The organism is Cupriavidus nantongensis, from assembly GCF_041726985.1.
GTDB lineage: Bacteria > Pseudomonadota > Gammaproteobacteria > Burkholderiales > Burkholderiaceae > Cupriavidus > Cupriavidus nantongensis_A.
The window spans coordinates 2,145,468-2,162,978 of the sequence record NZ_CP168302.1; the positions used below are offsets into that span (position 1 = coordinate 2,145,468).

At 69.3% G+C, this 17,511-nt stretch carries 13 protein-coding genes; 3 read left to right on the forward strand and 10 right to left on the reverse strand.

Annotated features, from left to right (window positions below):
• Positions 1-65: 65 nt before the first annotated feature.
• The 4 genes from nirD to ACEI37_RS09410 form a co-directional block, all read right to left on the reverse strand.
• On the reverse strand, positions 66-449 hold the full coding sequence (gene nirD / locus ACEI37_RS09395) for a nitrite reductase small subunit NirD (RefSeq protein ID WP_373376456.1): 384 nt from the start codon (positions 447-449) through the stop codon (positions 66-68).
• A gap of 26 nt (positions 450-475) precedes the next feature.
• Positions 476-3,037 (reverse strand): nitrite reductase large subunit NirB, encoded by a 2,562-nt coding sequence (nirB, locus tag ACEI37_RS09400; RefSeq protein WP_373376457.1) that lies wholly within the window; start codon positions 3,035-3,037, stop codon positions 476-478.
• 71 nt (positions 3,038-3,108) lie between these two features.
• Positions 3,109-4,431: an MFS transporter gene (locus ACEI37_RS09405; RefSeq protein ID WP_373376458.1), complete on the reverse strand. Its 1,323-nt coding sequence runs from the start codon at positions 4,429-4,431 to the stop codon at positions 3,109-3,111.
• Positions 4,432-4,760: 329 nt separating this feature from the next.
• On the reverse strand, positions 4,761-5,234 hold the full coding sequence (locus tag ACEI37_RS09410) for a winged helix-turn-helix transcriptional regulator (RefSeq protein WP_373376459.1): 474 nt from the start codon (positions 5,232-5,234) through the stop codon (positions 4,761-4,763).
• A 78-nt stretch (positions 5,235-5,312) separates the two neighbouring features.
• On the opposite strand from ACEI37_RS09410, the gene ACEI37_RS09415 reads away from it, so the two are divergent.
• Positions 5,313-5,894, forward strand: a complete 582-nt coding sequence (locus ACEI37_RS09415; RefSeq protein WP_373376460.1) for an N-acetyltransferase family protein — start codon at positions 5,313-5,315, stop codon at positions 5,892-5,894.
• 20 nt (positions 5,895-5,914) lie between these two features.
• Here the strand turns inward: ACEI37_RS09415 and ACEI37_RS09420 are convergent, their stop codons facing one another.
• Together ACEI37_RS09420 and ACEI37_RS09425 are read right to left on the reverse strand one after the other, a co-directional pair.
• Entirely contained in the window at positions 5,915-6,724 is an 810-nt protein-coding gene (locus ACEI37_RS09420) for an EamA family transporter (RefSeq protein ID WP_373377743.1), read from the reverse strand.
• A 207-nt stretch (positions 6,725-6,931) separates the two neighbouring features.
• Positions 6,932-7,354, reverse strand: a complete 423-nt coding sequence (locus tag ACEI37_RS09425; RefSeq protein WP_373376461.1) for a Fur family transcriptional regulator — start codon at positions 7,352-7,354, stop codon at positions 6,932-6,934.
• A 98-nt stretch (positions 7,355-7,452) separates the two neighbouring features.
• Between ACEI37_RS09425 and ACEI37_RS09430 the strand changes: the two genes are divergently transcribed.
• Positions 7,453-9,624 (forward strand): TonB-dependent siderophore receptor, encoded by a 2,172-nt coding sequence (locus tag ACEI37_RS09430; protein WP_373376462.1) that lies wholly within the window; start codon positions 7,453-7,455, stop codon positions 9,622-9,624.
• A gap of 10 nt (positions 9,625-9,634) precedes the next feature.
• Entirely contained in the window at positions 9,635-10,810 is a 1,176-nt protein-coding gene (locus ACEI37_RS09435; protein WP_373376463.1) for a DUF1624 domain-containing protein, read from the forward strand.
• A gap of 28 nt (positions 10,811-10,838) precedes the next feature.
• Here ACEI37_RS09435 and ACEI37_RS09440 read toward each other — a convergent pair whose 3' ends face one another.
• Genes ACEI37_RS09440 through ACEI37_RS09455 form a run of 4 tightly spaced genes read right to left on the reverse strand, consistent with a single transcriptional unit; the run spans position 10,839 to position 17,497 of the window.
• Positions 10,839-12,734, reverse strand: coding sequence for an efflux transporter outer membrane subunit (locus ACEI37_RS09440; RefSeq protein ID WP_373376464.1), 1,896 nt, complete (start codon positions 12,732-12,734; stop codon positions 10,839-10,841).
• A 40-nt stretch (positions 12,735-12,774) separates the two neighbouring features.
• The gene (locus ACEI37_RS09445) at positions 12,775-14,736 is read right to left on the reverse strand and encodes a glycosyltransferase family 2 protein (RefSeq protein WP_373376465.1); all 1,962 of its coding nucleotides are present in this window, start codon (positions 14,734-14,736) and stop codon (positions 12,775-12,777) included.
• Positions 14,737-14,738: 2 nt separating this feature from the next.
• Positions 14,739-16,073, reverse strand: coding sequence for a hypothetical protein (locus tag ACEI37_RS09450; RefSeq protein WP_373376466.1), 1,335 nt, complete (start codon positions 16,071-16,073; stop codon positions 14,739-14,741).
• Between the two features lie 23 nt (positions 16,074-16,096).
• Positions 16,097-17,497, reverse strand: coding sequence for an HlyD family secretion protein (locus ACEI37_RS09455; RefSeq protein WP_373376467.1), 1,401 nt, complete (start codon positions 17,495-17,497; stop codon positions 16,097-16,099).
• Between the last annotated feature and the right edge of the window lie 14 nt (positions 17,498-17,511).

Below are 17,511 nucleotides of genomic sequence, written 5' to 3' on the forward strand. Positions count from 1 at the left end.
GCCGGCATCTCCGTTGGCAGGGCAGGTGGGCAGGGGCAGCATCGATCTGGGGCAGGGAGGCAGAGTCAGGCGGCGAGTTCTTCCTCGGCCTCCCGCACTTCCACGCCGGCGGCGATCCACACCTTGCCGTCATAGACGCGCGCGGCGTAGGCGTTGACCGACTGATCGGGCGCCTCCAGGCATTCGCCGGTGCGCAGGTCGAAGTGGTGCTTGTAGATCGGCGAGGCCACCACCAGGCGCTCGCCCAGGTTGCCGACCAGCCCGCGCGACAGCACCGCGGCCTGCGCGTTGGGATCGAAGTTGTCGATGGCGTAGACTTCGTCGCCGCGGCCGATGCGGAAGACCGCGACCTGCCGGTCGCCTACCAGGGCGCACACACCAGTATTGGGCACGATATCGCGTACGGTGCAGACGGCGGTCCAGGTTTCGGGATGGTGGGGATGGCTCATCACGTTCTCCTTGTTTGCGGGCACGGTCAGGCGGCTTTCGCGGGCATGGATACCACGGGAATGTGGCTCAGCCGGGAGCGCTGCAAGTTCCGTTCCTCCGGCGTGGCCGGCCGGATCTGCCCGCGCTCTTCGATAAAGATCAAGTTGTCGTCGCGGCGGTCGCTGTTGACGAAATGGCGAAAGCGCTTGCGCGTCTCGGGGTCGCTCACGGCCTTCTTCCACTCGTCTTCATAGGTGTCGACCACGTGCTGCATCTCGGCTTCCAGCTCGGCGGCGATGGCCAGCTTGTCGTCGAGCACCACGGCCTTCAGGTAGTCCAGGCCGCCTTCGAGGTTGTCGCGCCAGACGCTGGTGCGCTGCAGCCGGTCGGCGGTGCGCACGTAGAACATCAGGAAGCGGTCGATGTAGCGCACCAGCGTGTCGTGGTCGAGGTCGCTCGCCAGCAGTTCGGCATGACGCGGCTTCATGCCGCCGTTGCCGCAGACGTACAGGTTCCAGCCCTTGTCGGTGGCGATCACGCCGACATCCTTGCCCTGCGCCTCGGCGCATTCGCGGGTGCAGCCGGACACGCCGAACTTGATCTTGTGCGGCGCGCGCAGGCCCTTGTAGCGGTTTTCCAGTTCGATCGCGAGGCCGACCGAATCGCCCACGCCATAGCGGCACCAGGTCGAACCCACGCACGACTTCACCGTGCGCAGCGCCTTGCCGTAGGCATGCCCCGATTCAAAGCCCGCCGCGATCAGCTCTTCCCAGATATAGGGCAGTTCCTCGGCACGCGCACCGAACAGGTCCACGCGCTGGCCGCCGGTGATCTTGGTGTAGAGGCCATACTTCTTCGCGACCTGGCCGACGGCGATCAGGCCTTCGGGCGTAACCTCGCCGCCCGGCATGCGCGGCACCACCGAGTAGGTGCCGTCCTTCTGGATGTTGGCCAGGTAGTAGTCGTTGGAGTCCTGCAGGCTGGCGTGCTCTTCCTTCAGCACGAACTCGTTCCAGCACGAGGCCAGGATGCTGCCCACGGTGGGCTTGCAGATGTCGCAACCCATGCCGCTGCCGTGCGCTTCCAGAAGCGCGTCGAAGGTCTTGAACTTGCCTACGCGCACCAGGTGGTAGAGCTCCTGGCGCGAGAACGGGAAGTGCTCGCAGAGATGGTTGTTGACCGCCATCCCTTGCTTCTTCATCTCGGCCTTCATGATCTGCGTCACCAGCGGCACGCAGCCGCCGCAGGCGGTGCCGGCCTTGGTACAGCTCTTGAGTGCGCCGATGCTGGTCGAGCCGTCGCAGACGGCCGCGCAGATCTCGCCCTTCGAGACGTTGTTGCACGAGCAGATCTGCGCGGTGTCGGGCAGCGCGTCGGCACCCAGCGCCGGCCTGGCCTTGCCGCTGCTGTCCGGCAGGATCAGGAACTCGGGCGACTCGGGCAGCTCGATCTTGTTCAGCATCATCTGCAGCAGCGTGCCGTACTCGCTGGCGTCGCCGATCAGCACGCCACCCAGCAGGTACTTGCCGCAGTCGGACACCACCAGCTTCTTGTAGACCTCCTTGCGGTCGTCGCTGAACTGGTAGATGCGCGCGCCCGGCACGGTGCCGTGCGGGTCGCCGATGCTGGCCACGTCCACGCCCATCAGCTTGAGCTTGGTGCTCATGTCGGCGCCGCCGAACTCGGCCGCCTCGCCGCGCAGGTGGCGCGCGGCCACGCGGGCCATGTCGTAGCCCGGGGCCACCAGGCCGTAGATCTTGCCGTCCCACAGCGCGCATTCGCCGATCGCGTAGATGTCCGGATCCGAAGTGCGGCAGTTGTTGTCTACCACGATGCCGCCGCGCGCACCGACTTCCAGGCCGCACGCGCGCGCCAGTTCGTCGCGCGGGCGGATGCCGGCGGAGAACACGATCATGTCGGTGTCGAGGTGGGTGCCGTCGGCGAACACCATGCGATGGGTGCCGTCCTCGCCGTCGACGATCTCGACGGTGTTCTTGCCGGTGTGCGCGGTCACGCCCAGGCCAGCGATCTTCTGGCGCAGCATGCGGCCGCCGCCTTCGTCGACCTGCACCGCCATCAGGCGCGGCGCGAACTCCACCACGTGCGTGACCAGCCCCATGTCGCGCAGCGCCTTGGCGCATTCCAGCCCGAGCAGGCCGCCGCCGACCACTACGCCGCTCTTCGAGCGCGCGCCGCATTCCTGCATCGCCTCCAGGTCTTCGATGGTGCGATAGACGAAGCAGTCCTTGCGATCCTTGCCCGGCACCGGCGGCACGAACGGGTAAGAACCGGTGGCAAGGATCAGCTTGTCATAAGACAGGGTCTCGCCGGTAGAGACCTTGACCGAGCGCGCGACGCGGTCGATCTCGACGGCACGCGCGTTCAGGCGCAGCAGCATGTTGTCGTGCTGCTCGAAGAAGCCCGCCGGCACCAGCGACAGGTCCTCCGCCGACTTGCCGGCGAAGAACTCGGACAGGTGCACGCGATCGTAGGCGGGACGCGGTTCTTCGCACAGCACGGTCACTTCCAGGTTGTCCGCGCCGGCTTCCGCCAGCGATTCCAGGAACTTGTGACCTACCATGCCGTGGCCGACGATGATCAGTTTCATGATGCTTTCCTTGTCCGGTAGTCAGTCTTTGCTGCTTGTGGTGCTTGTCGTGCTGTGGGGCGAGATGGAATTCAGTTGGCCAGCGCGCTGTCGTACAGCGCCTGCTCGCGCGCCTTGTGCTCGGCGCTGAAGCGGATGGCAATCGCGCACAGCGCGGCGATGGTGGCCAGCACGCCCAGCACCGTCAGGGTCTGCTGCACGTTGCCCAGGCCCTTGAGCAGGAAGCCCGCGGCCACCGCGCCGACGTTGCCGCCCGCACCGATGATCCCGGCCACGCCGCCCAGTGCCTTGCGGTCGATGAAGGGCACCAGCGCATAAGTGGCGCCGCAGGCCATGTGCGTGAACAGGCCGAACAGCAGCATCGCCACCACCGCCATGGCGACGTTGCCGGCCTGCGCGAACCACAGTAGGCCCAGGCCTTCGCCCAGGATCAGCGCGAACAGCAGCGTGGCGCGCGCATCCAGGCCGCGCCGGCGCGCCGCCTTGTCCGACAGCCAGCCGCCCAGCGCGCGGGCGAACAGCGCGAGCAGGCCGAAGCTGGCGGCGGCCATGCCCGCGGCCTTCAGGCTCAGGCCAAACTGGTCGACGTAGTACATCGCGGCGATGTTGTGGATGAAGATTTCCACGCCGAAGCAGGCGCCGTAAGTGATGAACAGCAGCCACACGCGGTAGTTGGCGCTGGCGGCGCGGAAGCTGGCCCAGCCACCGCCACCCTTGCCACCATCCTTGCCGCTGATCCCGATGCCGCGCGCGCGCAGGTCCGAGTAGTTGCCTTCCGGGCAATCCTGGGTGAAGCGGTAATAGACCACCGCCATCACCAGCATCAGCACGCCCGGCACCAGCAGCGCGATGCGCCAGCCGAAAGCGTGGTCCGCGCCCATCATCAGCACCGCGGCCAGCACCAGCGGCATCAGCGCCTGCGCGGCGCCGCCGCCGGCATTGCCCCAGCCGGCCGAGGCCGCGTTGGCGGTGCCGACCACGTTGGGCGCGAACATCACCGAGGTGTGGTACTGCGTGATCACAAAGCTGGCGCCGACCGCGCCGATCAGCAGCCGGAACACCAGGAAGGTTTCGTAGTTCTGCGCCAGCGCCACGCCCAGCACCGGCAGTGCGCCCAGCGCCAGCAGCCCGGTATAGGTCTTGCGCGGGCCGAAGCGGTCGCACATCGGGCCGATCACCAGGCGCACCAGGATCGTCACCGCCACCGCGGCGATATTGATGTTGGCGATCTGGCCGGCACTCAGGCCGAACTCGCCCTTGAGCACCGGCATCAGCGGCGCGCAGGCAAACCACGCGAAGAAACACACGAAGAACGCCATCCAGGTCAGGTGGAAGGCGCGCATCTGCGGGGTGCTCAAGCTCAGCAGCTCGATGCGGGTGGCTTTGCCGGTCATCGTCACTTGCTCCAAAAACAAATGGCGTCCCGCAAACCGGCCGTGAAGCCGGTTCAGGGGACGCCGTTGTCCTGACAGCCGCTACATGGGATAGGGACTGTGTATGTGGGGGCGGGCCGGTCGCCGTTGACGGGCCCGGACCCTGTTACGCAAGGGGTGTGCCAGCCCGTTATGTGACGGGCAATGGAGGCTAAAGGCGGGGCGACGGGGGCGCAGGCGGGGTGCATGCGCTGTGGTGGGGCGGGCTGGGAGCGCGCGGCACGCTCATGGTGCAGTGCGGTGGACTGCGCTGGTGCGGTGCGGCACCCGCGGCAAGGAAGACCGTGGCGTCAGCCGCCGGCGAGCTTTTGCACCGGGATGATCTGCATGTCGCGTGGCGACACCTCGGCGCCGTCTTCGTCGACCAGCGCCGCTCGCACCAGCTTGCCATTGGCGCGCGAGCGGATTTCGACCGGGCCGCCGTCGGGCGCCATGTGGCAGTCGCCCCATTGCATCAGGCCGACCAGCACCGGCAGCAGCTCGACCGCGGCGCGGGTGGGGCGGTACTCGAAGCGCTCGCGTTCGCCGGGTTCGCGGTAGCCGACCTTGCGCAGCAGGCCGGCATCGGTCAGGGTCTTGAGCCGCGCCGACAGTACTGCCGGCGAGCATTCCAGCCGTCGCAGAAAGTCGTCAAAGCGCGTCACCCCGTGGAAGACGTCGCGCAGGATAAGAATCGTCCACTTTTCGCCGATCAGCGACAGCGTGGAGGCGATCGAGCAATGACGGAGATCGGACGCAGTGGTGGTCATGATGCCGTGAAGCATAGCACGCTGACTTCATTTGCAAAAGTCAGGTTATCTCCTATACTCTGGCTACAAATTATGAATCCAGAGGGTGGCAGCATGGATCTCCAGGGCTTGGCGCGCGGCGGCGTGACGGAAAGCTGGACGGCGGGACGAGGCACGCAGATGACGCTGCGCCGCACCCGGGTTCAGGATGGCGCGGCACTGCGGGCGATGGTGGACGCGCTGTCGCGGGAGAGCCGCTACTTCCGCTTCCTGACCGGTGGGCGCGTGGTGGACGAAATCGTCGCCGGCCTGGCCGCGCCCGGGGACAGCGGCGTGGCGCTGGTGGTGGTCGCTCCTGGAGAGGACGGCAGCCAGACCATTGTCGCCAGCGCCGAATATGTCGTGTCTGGCCAGGTTGCCGAATTCGCGGTGGTGGTGGCCGACGCCTGGCAGGGGCAGGGGCTGGGTCGGCGCCTGATCGCCAGGCTGTGCGAGCTGGCGCGCGCGGCCGGGCTGCAGGGCCTGCGCGGCGACGTGCTCAGCGAGAACCGGCGCATGCTCGCGATCCTGCAAGGGCTGGGCTTTGCCAGCCGCCGCAATCCGCAGGACAGCTTCCTGCATGAAGTCTCGCTGGCGCTAGTCCAGCCGGCGCGCAGCGCGCAACGGCTGCCGGCGGACTGGTTCAGCGCGCGCTGAGCCGCCGCAACCCTTTTGCCTCAGGCTTCGCGCTTGCCGCGCGCGGTCATGGTGCAGCCGACCGAGGCCGTGATGATGCTGGCGATCGCCAGCCACTGCACCGTGCTCAGCTGCTCATGCAGGAACACCAGCCCGGCCAGCGCGCCCATGGCCGGCTCCATGCTCAGCAGGATGCCGAAGGTACGCCGGTGCAGGCGCTTGAGTGCGACCATCTCCAGCGAATACGGGATCGCGCTCGACAGGATGCCGACCGCCAGCCCGAACAGCAGCAGCGTCGGACTGAACATCGCCGTGCCGGCATGCGCGAGGCCGAACGGCAGTACCACCAGCGCCGCCATGGTCAGCCCCAGCGAGGTCGCCTGCCCGCCGTGGGCGTTGCCCGCCATCTGCCCGAACACGATATACAGCGCCCAGCCCACGCCCGCGGCGAGCGCATAGCCGATACCGACCGGATCCAGCGTGCCGGCGGCATCGCCGACCGGCAGCAACAGCAGCAGCCCGGTCACGGCAAAGGCAATCCACAGGAAATCGATCGCGCGCCGCGACGACAGCACCGCCACCGCCAGCGGCCCGGTGAACTCGATCGCGATCGCCAGCCCCAGCGGAATGGTGCGCAGCGACATGTAGAACAGCAGGTTGGTGGCGCCCAGCGCCGCACCGTACAACGCGATCGCGCGCGCGTTGGCGCGCGTCAGCGGCATGCGCCACGGGCGCCAGACGCACAGCAGGATCAGCGCGGAAAAGCTGACCCGCAGCGCCGTGGTGCCCTGCGCGCCCAGCGCCGAGAACAGGCTCTTGGCAAACGGGGTGCCGATGCACAGCGAGGCCATCGAGCCGGTCAGGGCCAGTACGGCAATCAGGGTCGAGCGGCGGTGGGCGGTGGCGTGCTGCAAGGTCGGGGTCCTGTATCGAGGTTGGGCCGGTGCGAATGCTGCCGCATCATGCGGCAAGCGCGGCGCGGGCGCCATATACAGGCGCGCGCAGGCGGCTCAGTACAGTTGCGCCGCGTGCGGCCGCGGTGAGGGCCGGGCTGCGGCTCAGTGCTGGCGCGCCACGGCCTTGCGCCGCTTGCCGGGCTTGCCGGCGCAATCCGGGCAGCGCCCCAGCAGCGTCAGTTCGTGGTGCTCTACCACGAAGCCGGGCGGCGTGATCTCTTCCAGGTGGCCGGGGCATCCTTCCAGCGGGAACACGCGGTCGCAGGTCAGGCACTGGAAATAGTGGCGATGCGTCACCGCGCCAGGTTCCTCCGCCAACTCATAACGGTCCGCCTGGCCGGGCAATTCCACCGCATGCACCTGCGCATCGTCGAGCAGGGCACGGAGATTGCGATAGACCGTGGCCAGGCCCAGGGACGGCACCTGGCGCTGGGCCGCGGCCAGGATCTCGGCCGGGCTCAGCGGCCGGCCGGCTTCGCGCAGCGCGTCGATCACGGCGCCACGTTGACGGGTCATGCGTTCCATGCCTAGAATCTTAGTGAGAATCTATTATCATTAGTGAGTCGCCGCGGTTTGCCAGTCGGATGGCCGCCGCGGCGACTCGTTTTTTCGGGGTGTTCCTTATGCTGCTTGCGCAGCCCAGCCGTGCCCGTCAATCGGTGTCGCCTTCCTTCCTGCTTGCTGTATTTCGCCCTGTGCCAGCCCTGCGACCCATGGCCGCGCTGATGCTGGCGATGTCCGGCCTGGCCGACGCGGCGGAACCCGCGCAGGCTCCCGATATTACGCTGCCAGCCGTTTCGGTGACCGGCACGGCCACCGCATCATACAACCCGCCCGACGCCTCGGGCGCGACCCGCACCGACACGCCGCTGCGCGAGATCCCGCAGTCGGTGCGCGTGGTGCCGCGTGCCATGCTCGACGACCTGGCCGCGACCCGCTTCGACCAGACCTTCGATTACGTCAGCGGCGTCGCGCGCCAGAACAACTTCGGCGGGCTGTGGGACAACTTTGCCATGCGCGGCTTCACCGGCAACGAGAACACCGGCGCCGGCTACCTCGTCAACGGCTTCGCCGCCAACCGCGGCTATACCGCACCGATGGACGCGGCCACCATCGACCGCGTCGAGGTGCTCAAGGGCCCGACCTCATCGCTGTACGGCAGCAGCGAGCCCGGCGGCACCTTCAACGTGGTCACGCGCCAGCCGCAGTTCCGGTCCGCGCAGCGCTACGGCTTCGAGCTGGGCACGCGCGACGGCTACCGCGCCACCGTCGACGTCACTGGCCCGCTGGGGGAGGACATCGCCGGCCGGCTGATCGCGGTGGCCGACCACCAGGGCAGCACGCGTGACTTCATCCACAGCCAGCGCTACCTGGTCGCGCCATCGATCACGTGGATGCTCGGCAACGACACCATCCTGCAGTACGCGGCGGAATTCCAGCGCTACACCACGCCGATGGACCGCGGCGTGGTCGCCGTCAACGGCGAACTGGGCCGCATCCCGCGCTCGCGCTTCCTGGGCGAGCCCGGCGACGGCAGCCTGCGCCTGGACAGCCAGTCGCACCAGCTCAGCGTGGAGCACCAGTTCTCGCCGCAGTGGAAGGGCAGGCTCGGCCTGTCATACCGCGGCGGCGCGCTGGCAGGATATTCGAGCGAGGCGGCCGCGCTCGCCGCCGATGGCCGCACGCTTTGGCGCCAGCACCGCTACCGCGACTTCCAGTCCGACGATATCTCGCTGCAGGCCAGCGTGACCGGCAAGTTCAGCTCCGGCCCGGTCGGGCATGAACTGCTGCTGGGCGTGGACGCCTACCGCTTCGGCAACACCATGGCGATCCTGCGCAGGAACCCCAGCGCTGCGGCACCCTACGCGATCGACATCTACGACCCGGTCTATGGCCAGCCGGCGCCGCCGCTGGCGTGGAACATGGACACCTACGAGCGCCAGCACAATGTCGGCGCGTACGCCCAGGACCAGCTGAGCCTGGGCGAGCGCTGGCGCGTGCTGGCCGGCGTGCGCTTCGACAGCTTCAGCCAGTCGCTCGACGACCATCTGCGCGGCACCCGCACCACGCAGCACCACAACGCGGTGTCGCCGCGCGTGGGCGTGAGCTACCTGGCCAGCAACAACCTGTCGCTGTTCGCCAATGCCAGCCAGTCGTTCCGACCCAATGCCGGCACCGACGCCGCCGGCCAGCCGTTCGATCCCGAGCGTGGCCGCGCGCTCGAGGCCGGCATCAAGTTCGATAGCGACGACCGCCGCACCGGCGCCACGCTGGCGGTGTTCGAGATCCGCAAGCGCAATGTGCTGGCCGCCGACCCGGCCGATCCGTCGTTCTATCTCGCCGCCGGTGAGGCCCGCAGCCGCGGCGTGGAGCTCGACGTGGCCGGGCAGCTCGGCACGCACTGGCGCGTCTCGGGCAGCCTCGCGCTGACTGATGCCGAGATCACGCAGGACACCCGCCTGGCTCCCGGCACGCCGTTGTCCAACGTGCCGCGCACCAGCGCCAGCCTGCTGGCGATGTATGAAGACGCGGCGCCGGTGGGGCAGCGCTATGGCGCCGGCGCCGGCCTGCGCTATGTCGGACGGCGCCCGGGCGACGTGCAGGACAGTTTCTCCTTGCCCGCCTACGTGCTGGTGGACCTGCACGGCTACTGGCAATACAACCGGAACGTGCGCGTGTCGCTCAACGTCGGCAACCTGTTCGACAAGACCTATTACGCCAGCTCGTACAGCAGCCTGTGGGTCGCGCCGGGCGCCGGCCGCAGCGTGCGGCTGGGCGTGCAGCTGAGCTACTAAGCGGGAAACGATGATGCCGTCAGCCCTGGCGCGAATTGCCCCCGGCCCGACCCACCGGTTGCTGTCCATCGATGCGTTGCGCGGGCTGGTGATGCTGATCATGCTGCTGGACCATGTGCGCGACATGTTCTTCCTGCACGTGCCGGTCGCCGATCCGATGGATGTCGCCGCCACCTCGCCGGCGCTGTTCTTTTCGCGCCTGCTGGCCCACCTGTGCGCGCCGGTGTTCATCGCGCTGGCTGGCGTCTCGGCCTGGCTCTACGGCAACGCCGGGCACGACCGGCGCGCGGTCAGCGGCTTCCTGCTCAGGCGCGGCTTGTTCCTGGTGTTGCTGGAGCTGACCCTGGTGGGCTTTGCGTGGACCTGGCGCCTGCCGCCGCAGGTGATCTACCTGCAGGTGATCTGGGCCATCGGCCTGAGCATGATGGCGCTGGCGGCGCTGGTATGGCTGCCGCGCGCGGCGCTGGTCGCAATAGGCGTTGCCCTGGTGGCGGGACACAACCTGCTGGATCCGCTGCATTTCGCGGCTGACAGTGCCTGGCACGTGCCCTGGGCGATCCTGCACGACCGCAACTGGATCGAGGTGGCCGATGGCCTGCGCGTGCGCACCTCATACCCGGTGCTGCCCTGGATCGGCGTGATCGCGCTGGGCTATGCGGCGGGGCCGTGGTTTGCCGCGGCCATGCCCGCCCGCGCGCGCCGGCTGAGGCTGGCCGCCTGCGGCCTGGCGGGGCTGGCTGGGTTTGCGTGGCTGCGCGCGCTCAACGGCTACGGCCAGGAACAGCAATGGATGCCCGGCGCGGATGCCCTGCATACCGCGATGAGCTTCCTCAACGTGACCAAGTACCCGCCGTCGCTGTTGTTCCTGCTGCTGACGCTGGGCACCGGCTGCCTGTTGCTGCTGTGGCTGGAGCGAGTGCAGGGCGGCCGGGCGGCGCGTTGCCTGGCCGTGTTCGGCGCGGTGCCGATGTTCTTCTACCTGCTGCACCTGTATGTGCTGCAGGGCCTGTACCAGCTTTGCGTGTACCGCTGGGGCCTGAACCAGGGCCGCGTGTTCGGCCTGGACCATATCTGGCAGCTGTGGCTGGCGGCAGCAGTGCTGGCGCTGCTGCTGTGGCCGGCGGTACGCTGGTTCGCGGCGCTGAAGGCGACGCGGCGGGACTTGCCTTGGCTGAAGTACTTCTGACTACCGCCTCGCGCCGCCGCGCGCACCCTCAGCGTGGCGCGGTGGCGACAGGGGCTGGCTGGACCGCCGCCGGAGCAGGTGCCGGCGCCTGCTGTTGCGCCACGGGTTGCGGCTGCGCGACAGGCTGTTGCTGTGCACCGGGCTGCTGCTGTGCGACGGCTTGAGGCTGTGCGACGGCTTGAGGTTGCGCGACGGCTTGAGGCTGCGCGACGGCTTGAGGCTGTGCGACGGCTTGAGGCTGTGCGACGGCTTGAGGCTGTGCAACGACTTGAGGCTGTGCGACGGCTTGAGGCTGCGCAACGGCTTGAGGCTGCGCCACCGCCTGCGGCCGCACCGCGGCTTGCGGGCGGGCGGCTGGCGCCGAACTGGCCCCGCCGCTGGCGACCGGCGCGGCCTCGGTCACTTCACGCCAGCCGCCGCCCAGCGCCTTGTACAGCGACACGCGGCTGGTCAGCCCGGCCAGCTTGTAGGTGATCAGCGCCTGCTGCGCGGTGTAGAGCTGGCGCTGCGCATCGAACACGCCGAAGTAGTCGTCCACGCCGTTCTTGAAGCGCATCTCCGACAGCCGCCGGGTTTCGCTGCCTTCGCGCACCAGTGCTTCCTGCGCCTGCACCTGGCGCTCGTAGGTGGCGCGTGCCGCCATGCTGTCGGCCACTTCGCGGAACGCGGTCTGGATGGTCTTCTCGTAGTTGGCGATGTTGATGTCCTTGCGCACGTTGGCCGCGTCCAGGCCGGCGCGGTTGCGGCCGGCGTCGAAGATCGGCACCGTCAGCTGCGGCGCAAAGACCCAGGCCATGCCGCCCGAGAACAGCCCGGCCAGGCTGCTACTGGCGACGCCGAGCGCGCCGGTCAGCGAGATGCGCGGGAAGAACGCCGCGCGCGCCGCGCCGATATTGGCGTTGGCGGCCTTGAGCCGGTGCTCGGCGTCGAGGATGTCGGGCCGGCGCACCAGCACGCTGGAGGGCAGGCCTTCGGGGAACTCGCGCATCAGCATGCGCGCGTCGAGCGGATCCGGCGCGGGGGCATTCGGATTCGCCGGCGCGGCACCGGCATCCAGCACCGACTTGGGCAGCGGCCCGCCGATCAGCAGCGCCAGCGCGTTCTCGTCCTGCGCGACCTGGCGGGTGTACTGCTCCACCCCCACCTGCGCGGTTTGCACCTGGGTTTGCGCGCGATGCTGGTCCAGCTGCGCCATCGCGCCCACCTGGTGCCCGCGCCGGACCATTTCCGCCGCGTCCTGCTGGGTCTTGAGCGTGTCCTGCGACAGCCGCAGCAGCGCGCGGTCGGCGCGCAGTGTCAGGTAGGCGCTGGCCACTTCCGCCACCAGGCTGATCTGCGCGCTGCGGCGCGCCTCTTCGGTGGCCATGTATTCCTCCAGCGCGGCATGCTTGAGGCTGCGCACGCGGCCGAAGAAGTCCAGCTCGAACGCGGTCAGGCCGATGCCGGCGTTGTAGGTGGTGATCTGCGGCGACTGTCCCGCCGCGCGCAGCCGTTGCGGCAGCCGCTGCGACACCACGCCGGCGCTGCCTTCCACGGTGGGGAACTGCGCCGCGCGCTGGATCTGGTACAGCGCGCGCGCTTCGTCGATGGCCAGCGTGGCCATGCGCAGGTCGCGGTTGTTGGCCAGCGCCAGCTCGATCAGCTGGCGCAGCTGCGGGTCGACGAAGACATCGCGCCAGCCCAGGTCGGCGGCGGAGGGGCCGGGGCGCTGCGCCGGCTGGCCCGGCTGCGCGGTGCCATTGGCCGGCTTGGCCTGCGAGGTGCGGTAGGCCGCGCCGTCGGGCCACGCCGACGGGATCGGGGCTTCGGGGCGCTGGTATTGCGGCTCCAGCGTGCATGCGGCAAGCGCCAGTACCAGCGCGCCGGGCAGCAGCAGGCGTGGTGGCAGGGTGGCATGGCGGCGGGGGCGGGGCAGGCTTCGCATGGATGGTTCCGGAGAGAGAAAGACTGGGAGCAGCAAGAGGTCAGCCCATCAGCGCGCGCCGCATGAAGCGCGAGATCGCCAGCTTGGGCTGCCCCTGTCGGGCAATGTTGTGGGCGGGATCGGTGAACAGCAGCCGGATCAGCGCATGGCGCGCGGCCATGCTGGTATGCAGCGCGATTCCCAGCAGCTGGCCGTCGCGGCGTACCACGCGGCACGGGATCCAGCCGGTCTGCGCCAGCCACAGCGCGCCTTCCATGCCGGGGCGGAAGGCCGGCGCCAGCGGCGTGATCACGGCTACGCCGTTGCAGGACAGGTCCTTGGTGGCGACGCGGTACTCGCGCCCGTCGACGCGCAGCAGCGCGGCGGCATGGTGCGGAAAGCGCTCTTCCTTGCGCGGCCGCGGGAGTTCCACGCACACCAGCAGCGAGGCCAGGTACAGCATCAGCGCGACGCCGGTCCAGATCGTGTTGAAGGCCAGGCCCTGCGCATCGGGGTCGACCACCAGCGCGCGGCCGAGGCCCAGCGCGGAGAACCCCAGCAGGCCGGCGTACAGCGCGGTGAACTTGCCGTGGATCACCAGTTTGGAGCGGTCCAGCCCCTTGTTGGTGACCTTGAACGGCCGTCCGAACGGCTTGAACATGGCGCTGACTAGCGACGCGGTCACCGCCAGCGCCGCGACGATCTGCGTCACCTCGGTAAAGATCGGCAGCGCGCGCTGCCCGGTGATCCAGATGCTGTACGCCCAGTACGCCACCAGCGCTGGCAGGCCATAGGCCAGGAACTGCAGCGGCTCGCCGTACAGCGTGGAGACGCCGAAATACCAGTACAGCAGCGGCCCCGCCAGCAGCATCAGCGTGAACGGGCGCGACAGCCAGTGCAGCAACCCGTGCACATAGTGCAGGCGCTGCATGAAGGTGTAGCCGCGCCCGCGCAGCGGTCCGTCGGCGGTCAGCGCCACCTGGATCGTGCCCAGCCCCCAGCGGCTGCGCTGGCTGATGTACTCGGGCAGGCCCTCGGCCGACAGGCCCACGCTCAGGCGCTCGTTGAGCCAGCGCGTGATATAGCCATGCGGCAGCAGCCGGTAGGTCAGGTGGATGTCCTCGGTCACGGTGCCGGTCGGGAAGCCGCCGATCAGCTCGATCAGGTCGCGCCGCACCACGAACGAGGTGCCGATGCAGAACGCCGCGCCCCACGCGTCCTTGGCCGGCTGCATCACGTCGAAGAAGGCGCGCTGCTCGTCGACCCAGCATTCGGTGGCGCGCAGGTTGTACTGGATCGGATCGGCGTTGTAGTAGAACTGGGGCGTCTGCACCACGCCCACGCGCGGGTCGTCGAACAGGCCCACGGTGCGCAGCAGGATGTTGCGATGGGGCGCGAAGTCGGCGTCGAGCACCAGGATGTAGGGCGCGCCGCCGGCGGCGGCGCTGTGGCGCAGGCCGTTGTTGAGGTTGCCCGCCTTGGCATGGGCGTTATCGGGGCGCGTCACGTAGTTGGCGCCGACGCGCTCGCAGAACTCGCGCAGCCAGTTGCGGCGGGTGTCGTCGAGCACCCAGACGCGGAAGTCCGGATAGTCGATCGCCAGCGCGGAGACGATGGTCTTCTCCAGGATCTCCAGGCCTTCGTTGTAGGTGGCGATGAAGATGTCTACCGGCGGCACCCGCTGCGCGCGGCGCAGCGCGGCTTCGCCCGCATCCGCATCGGGCGTGTGGTTGCTGGTGCGCGACAGCACCACGATCGACAGCAGCGTGTAGGCCAGCGTCATGCATTCGAAGATAAAGAACACATGGGCCCATACGCTGGCGAAGGTCATCTGCCAGTCGGGCAGGGTTTCGCGCACGCGCCAGGTCAGGTACACGCCCAGCAGCAGCGCGGTGACGCCGCCGAACAGGATGCGGTCCGCCGGCCGCTCGTGCCGGCACAGCAGCGACAGCAGCACCGTGGCCAGCAGCACGCCGCCGTTGATGACCAGCAGCGTCTGGTTTTCCAGGAAGAGGGCGAACATCGTCAGTCCTTGTCGGGGGTGGGGCTGGCGGCGGCAATCGCCGGTGGCGGGCAGGACGGCTCCAGGCAGCCGCCCGGGCGGAACGGGTTCCAGCGCGCGGCGGCCAGCACCGCCCACGCGGTGGCGCCCAGGTGCGGCAGGTGGAAGTAGTGGAAGTCCTCGGTAGTGGAGGTGGGGCCGATCGACAGCCCGGTGCTGACGCGCGCCTGTGGCGTGGCGTAGAGCATCCCTGAGGGCGCGCGCTGCGCGCGCAGCAGCGGCCACAGCGGCGCGGCCTGCTGCGCCTGGCCGGCGGCCTGCAGCACCAGCGCGGCCTGACCGGTGCCCTCGGTCCAGATGCCGTCGGGGCTGCCCTTGAAGCCGTAGCCGGCGCCGGACCGGTGTTTGGCCTCGACCCAGGCCAGGTTGCGGCGCCAGTCCTGCGGTGGGTCGGGGAAGGCGATCAGCGGCCACAGCACCGCGTCCAGCGCCGACGGGCCGGCATTGGGCGCGCGCCCGTCGTCGTGCGTGCCGATGATGAAGCGGCCCTCGCGCGGCTGCCACATGGCGCTGACAAAGCCGCGCGAGCGCGCCGCGCCGTCGCGCCAGCGCGGGTCGTTGCGCAGGCTGGCCAGCCAGCTGAAGGCCGCATAGGTGTCGACGTTGTGCTCGGTCGATTTCCAGCCCTGCCGGATCTGCTTGGGCTCATGGCCGAAGAAGCCGCCGATATAGCCGGCCGGCGCGGCCGGGTCCGGCACGGTGGCATGTACCCAGCCCATCAGCGCCGCGGCGCCGTCGAGATAGCGCGCATCGCGCGTGGCGTCATGCACCGCCAGCAGCAACAGCGCGGCCCAGGCCACGTTGCCGGTCGCGGTGCCGGCCTGGTAGGCGTCTTCGAACCAGCGCTTGCTGGGTTCGTCCCACCAGCCCGGCAGCGGCGCCGGGCCTGCCGGCAGCGGCCCCGCGCGGTAGGCGTTGCGCAGGCGCGCGTCGCGGAAGTGGCGGTCCTGGCGCGTGGCCTGCAGCACCGCGTCGGCAATGCGGCGCGCTTCCGCGGGCCGCTTGCAGGCGACCAGCGCGATGCCGGCCAGCGCGTTGTCGTAGACGAAGGCGGCATTGCGCAGCGCCGGCGACAGCGGTTCGCCGCCGGGCGCGGGCTCGTAGCTGGCCAGGAACAGCGGGCCATTGCCGCCGGCGCGGACGACCTGGTCGCCCAGCGCCTTGCAGCCTTCTGACAGCAGCGCCTGCTGTGCCGGATCGGCGGCGCGGGCCGCAGCCGGTGCCAGTACCAGCAGGGCAGGAAGCAGCGCGCCGGCGATCATGCGGGGCAGGCGCGCGGTCGGGATCGGCGATCGCATCCGGCTCTCCTTGGCGCGGGCGCTTACAGCGAGGCCCGCAACTGGCCGAGCCAGCTCTGGTTCAGCGTGACGCGGGCCCAGCGGCCCATGCCGCAGTGCCCGGACTGCGCCGGCGCCGCCGCTGCAGCGGTGCCTGCGGTAGCGGGCGCGGCCGCGCTGCCCGACGCCGCGCCGGCCTTTGCCGGCAGGTTGCCCAGCGGGCGGTCGAGCTTGGCGATGACGTAGATCTCGTTCTTCTCGATCGGCGGGAACGGCACGAAGTAGCGCGCCTGGTCGCCGTCCGGCGCGCGCGGCAGCACCTCGGCCACGGAGGCCGGCAGCGCGGTGGGCACGCCGTCGACCTGCACGTTCAGGCGCGCACCGGGCAGCAGGTTGTCGCTGAGGCTGCGCGGGAAGACCGCCACCACGCGCGTCTGCGCGCAGTTGCTGGCGCGCGCCAGCGTGGCGCCGGCGGCGACGCGCATGCCCGGCTGCGCGATCAGGTCTTCAATGGTGCCGGGCTCGGGCGAGCGGATCTCAAGGTTGGAGAGGCGGTCGATGCGTTCCTGCTCGGTCGCGATCATTTCGTCGACGGACTTGCCGTAGGCTTCCAGCTGTTCCAGCTCCGCCGTCAGCTGCGCCGCTTCCGCGCCCAGCACCTGGCGGCGCTGCGCGAGCGTGGCGCTGGGGCCGTCGGTGGACGACGCATAGACCTTGTTGCGCGACGCCTGGCTTTCGCCGATGGCATTGTCGAGCTCGGCCTTGGCCGCGGCCTTGGCGTTGGACAGCATCGACAGCTGGTAGCGCGAGGCATTGGTATAGGCCTCGCTGACCGCGCCGGCCCACTGCATGCTCTGGTTGCGGTTGACCACTTCCTGCTGCTGGTCTTCCTGGGCCTTGGCCGAGGCCAGCCGCGCTTCCAGCGCGCGCACGCGTGCGGCATGCTCGCGTTGCGCGGCGCTGTTGTAGCGCTGCAGGTCCTGATCGGTGGCGGCCATCAGCCGGCGGTTGCTTTCCAGCCGCGCCTTGGCCGAGTCATAGCGCTGCTGGTTGTCGAGCTTCTTGCCGGTCAGGTCGACCAGCAGCGAACGGTCGATGTTGGGGTTCTGCACCACCATCAGCGCCTGGTTAGCCGTGAACGGCTGGCCCGCGGCCACCATCTGCTTCATCACCACGCCTTCTACCGGCGATGTCACCAGGCTGACCGGGCTGTTCACCACCGCGCGTTCCGACGAGCGCGTAAACACATTTGGAAACATGATCGTCAGCACGGCCCAGATGATGAACAGCACCACGCCGTAGCCCGCCATGCGCGGCACGATATGCCAGAGTGGCACGGCGACCGGTTGCGGGCGCTGCACCAGCCCGTCGCCCTGGGGTTGGCGCAGCGGGGCCGGGGTCAGTGAGTGGGGGCGCGGCGGCGGGTTGTTGCGCTGGTCGGCCATGGTGTTGTTCTCCG

Coding starts and splice junctions, on each gene's coding strand:
- nirD (WP_373376456.1), bottom strand. CDS start 449: ATGAGCCATCCCCACCATCCCGAAACCTGGACCGCCGTCTGCACCGTA.
- nirB (WP_373376457.1), bottom strand. CDS start 3,037: ATGAAACTGATCATCGTCGGCCACGGCATGGTAGGTCACAAGTTCCTG.
- ACEI37_RS09405 (WP_373376458.1), bottom strand. CDS start 4,431: ATGACCGGCAAAGCCACCCGCATCGAGCTGCTGAGCTTGAGCACCCCG.
- ACEI37_RS09410 (WP_373376459.1), bottom strand. CDS start 5,234: ATGCTTCACGGCATCATGACCACCACTGCGTCCGATCTCCGTCATTGC.
- ACEI37_RS09415 (WP_373376460.1), top strand. CDS start 5,313: ATGGATCTCCAGGGCTTGGCGCGCGGCGGCGTGACGGAAAGCTGGACG.
- ACEI37_RS09420 (WP_373377743.1), bottom strand. CDS start 6,724: ATGGCCTCGCTGTGCATCGGCACCCCGTTTGCCAAGAGCCTGTTCTCG.
- ACEI37_RS09425 (WP_373376461.1), bottom strand. CDS start 7,354: ATGGAACGCATGACCCGTCAACGTGGCGCCGTGATCGACGCGCTGCGC.
- ACEI37_RS09430 (WP_373376462.1), top strand. CDS start 7,453: ATGCTGCTTGCGCAGCCCAGCCGTGCCCGTCAATCGGTGTCGCCTTCC.
- ACEI37_RS09435 (WP_373376463.1), top strand. CDS start 9,635: ATGATGCCGTCAGCCCTGGCGCGAATTGCCCCCGGCCCGACCCACCGG.
- ACEI37_RS09440 (WP_373376464.1), bottom strand. CDS start 12,734: ATGCGAAGCCTGCCCCGCCCCCGCCGCCATGCCACCCTGCCACCACGC.
- ACEI37_RS09445 (WP_373376465.1), bottom strand. CDS start 14,736: ATGTTCGCCCTCTTCCTGGAAAACCAGACGCTGCTGGTCATCAACGGC.
- ACEI37_RS09450 (WP_373376466.1), bottom strand. CDS start 16,073: ATGCGATCGCCGATCCCGACCGCGCGCCTGCCCCGCATGATCGCCGGC.
- ACEI37_RS09455 (WP_373376467.1), bottom strand. CDS start 17,497: ATGGCCGACCAGCGCAACAACCCGCCGCCGCGCCCCCACTCACTGACC.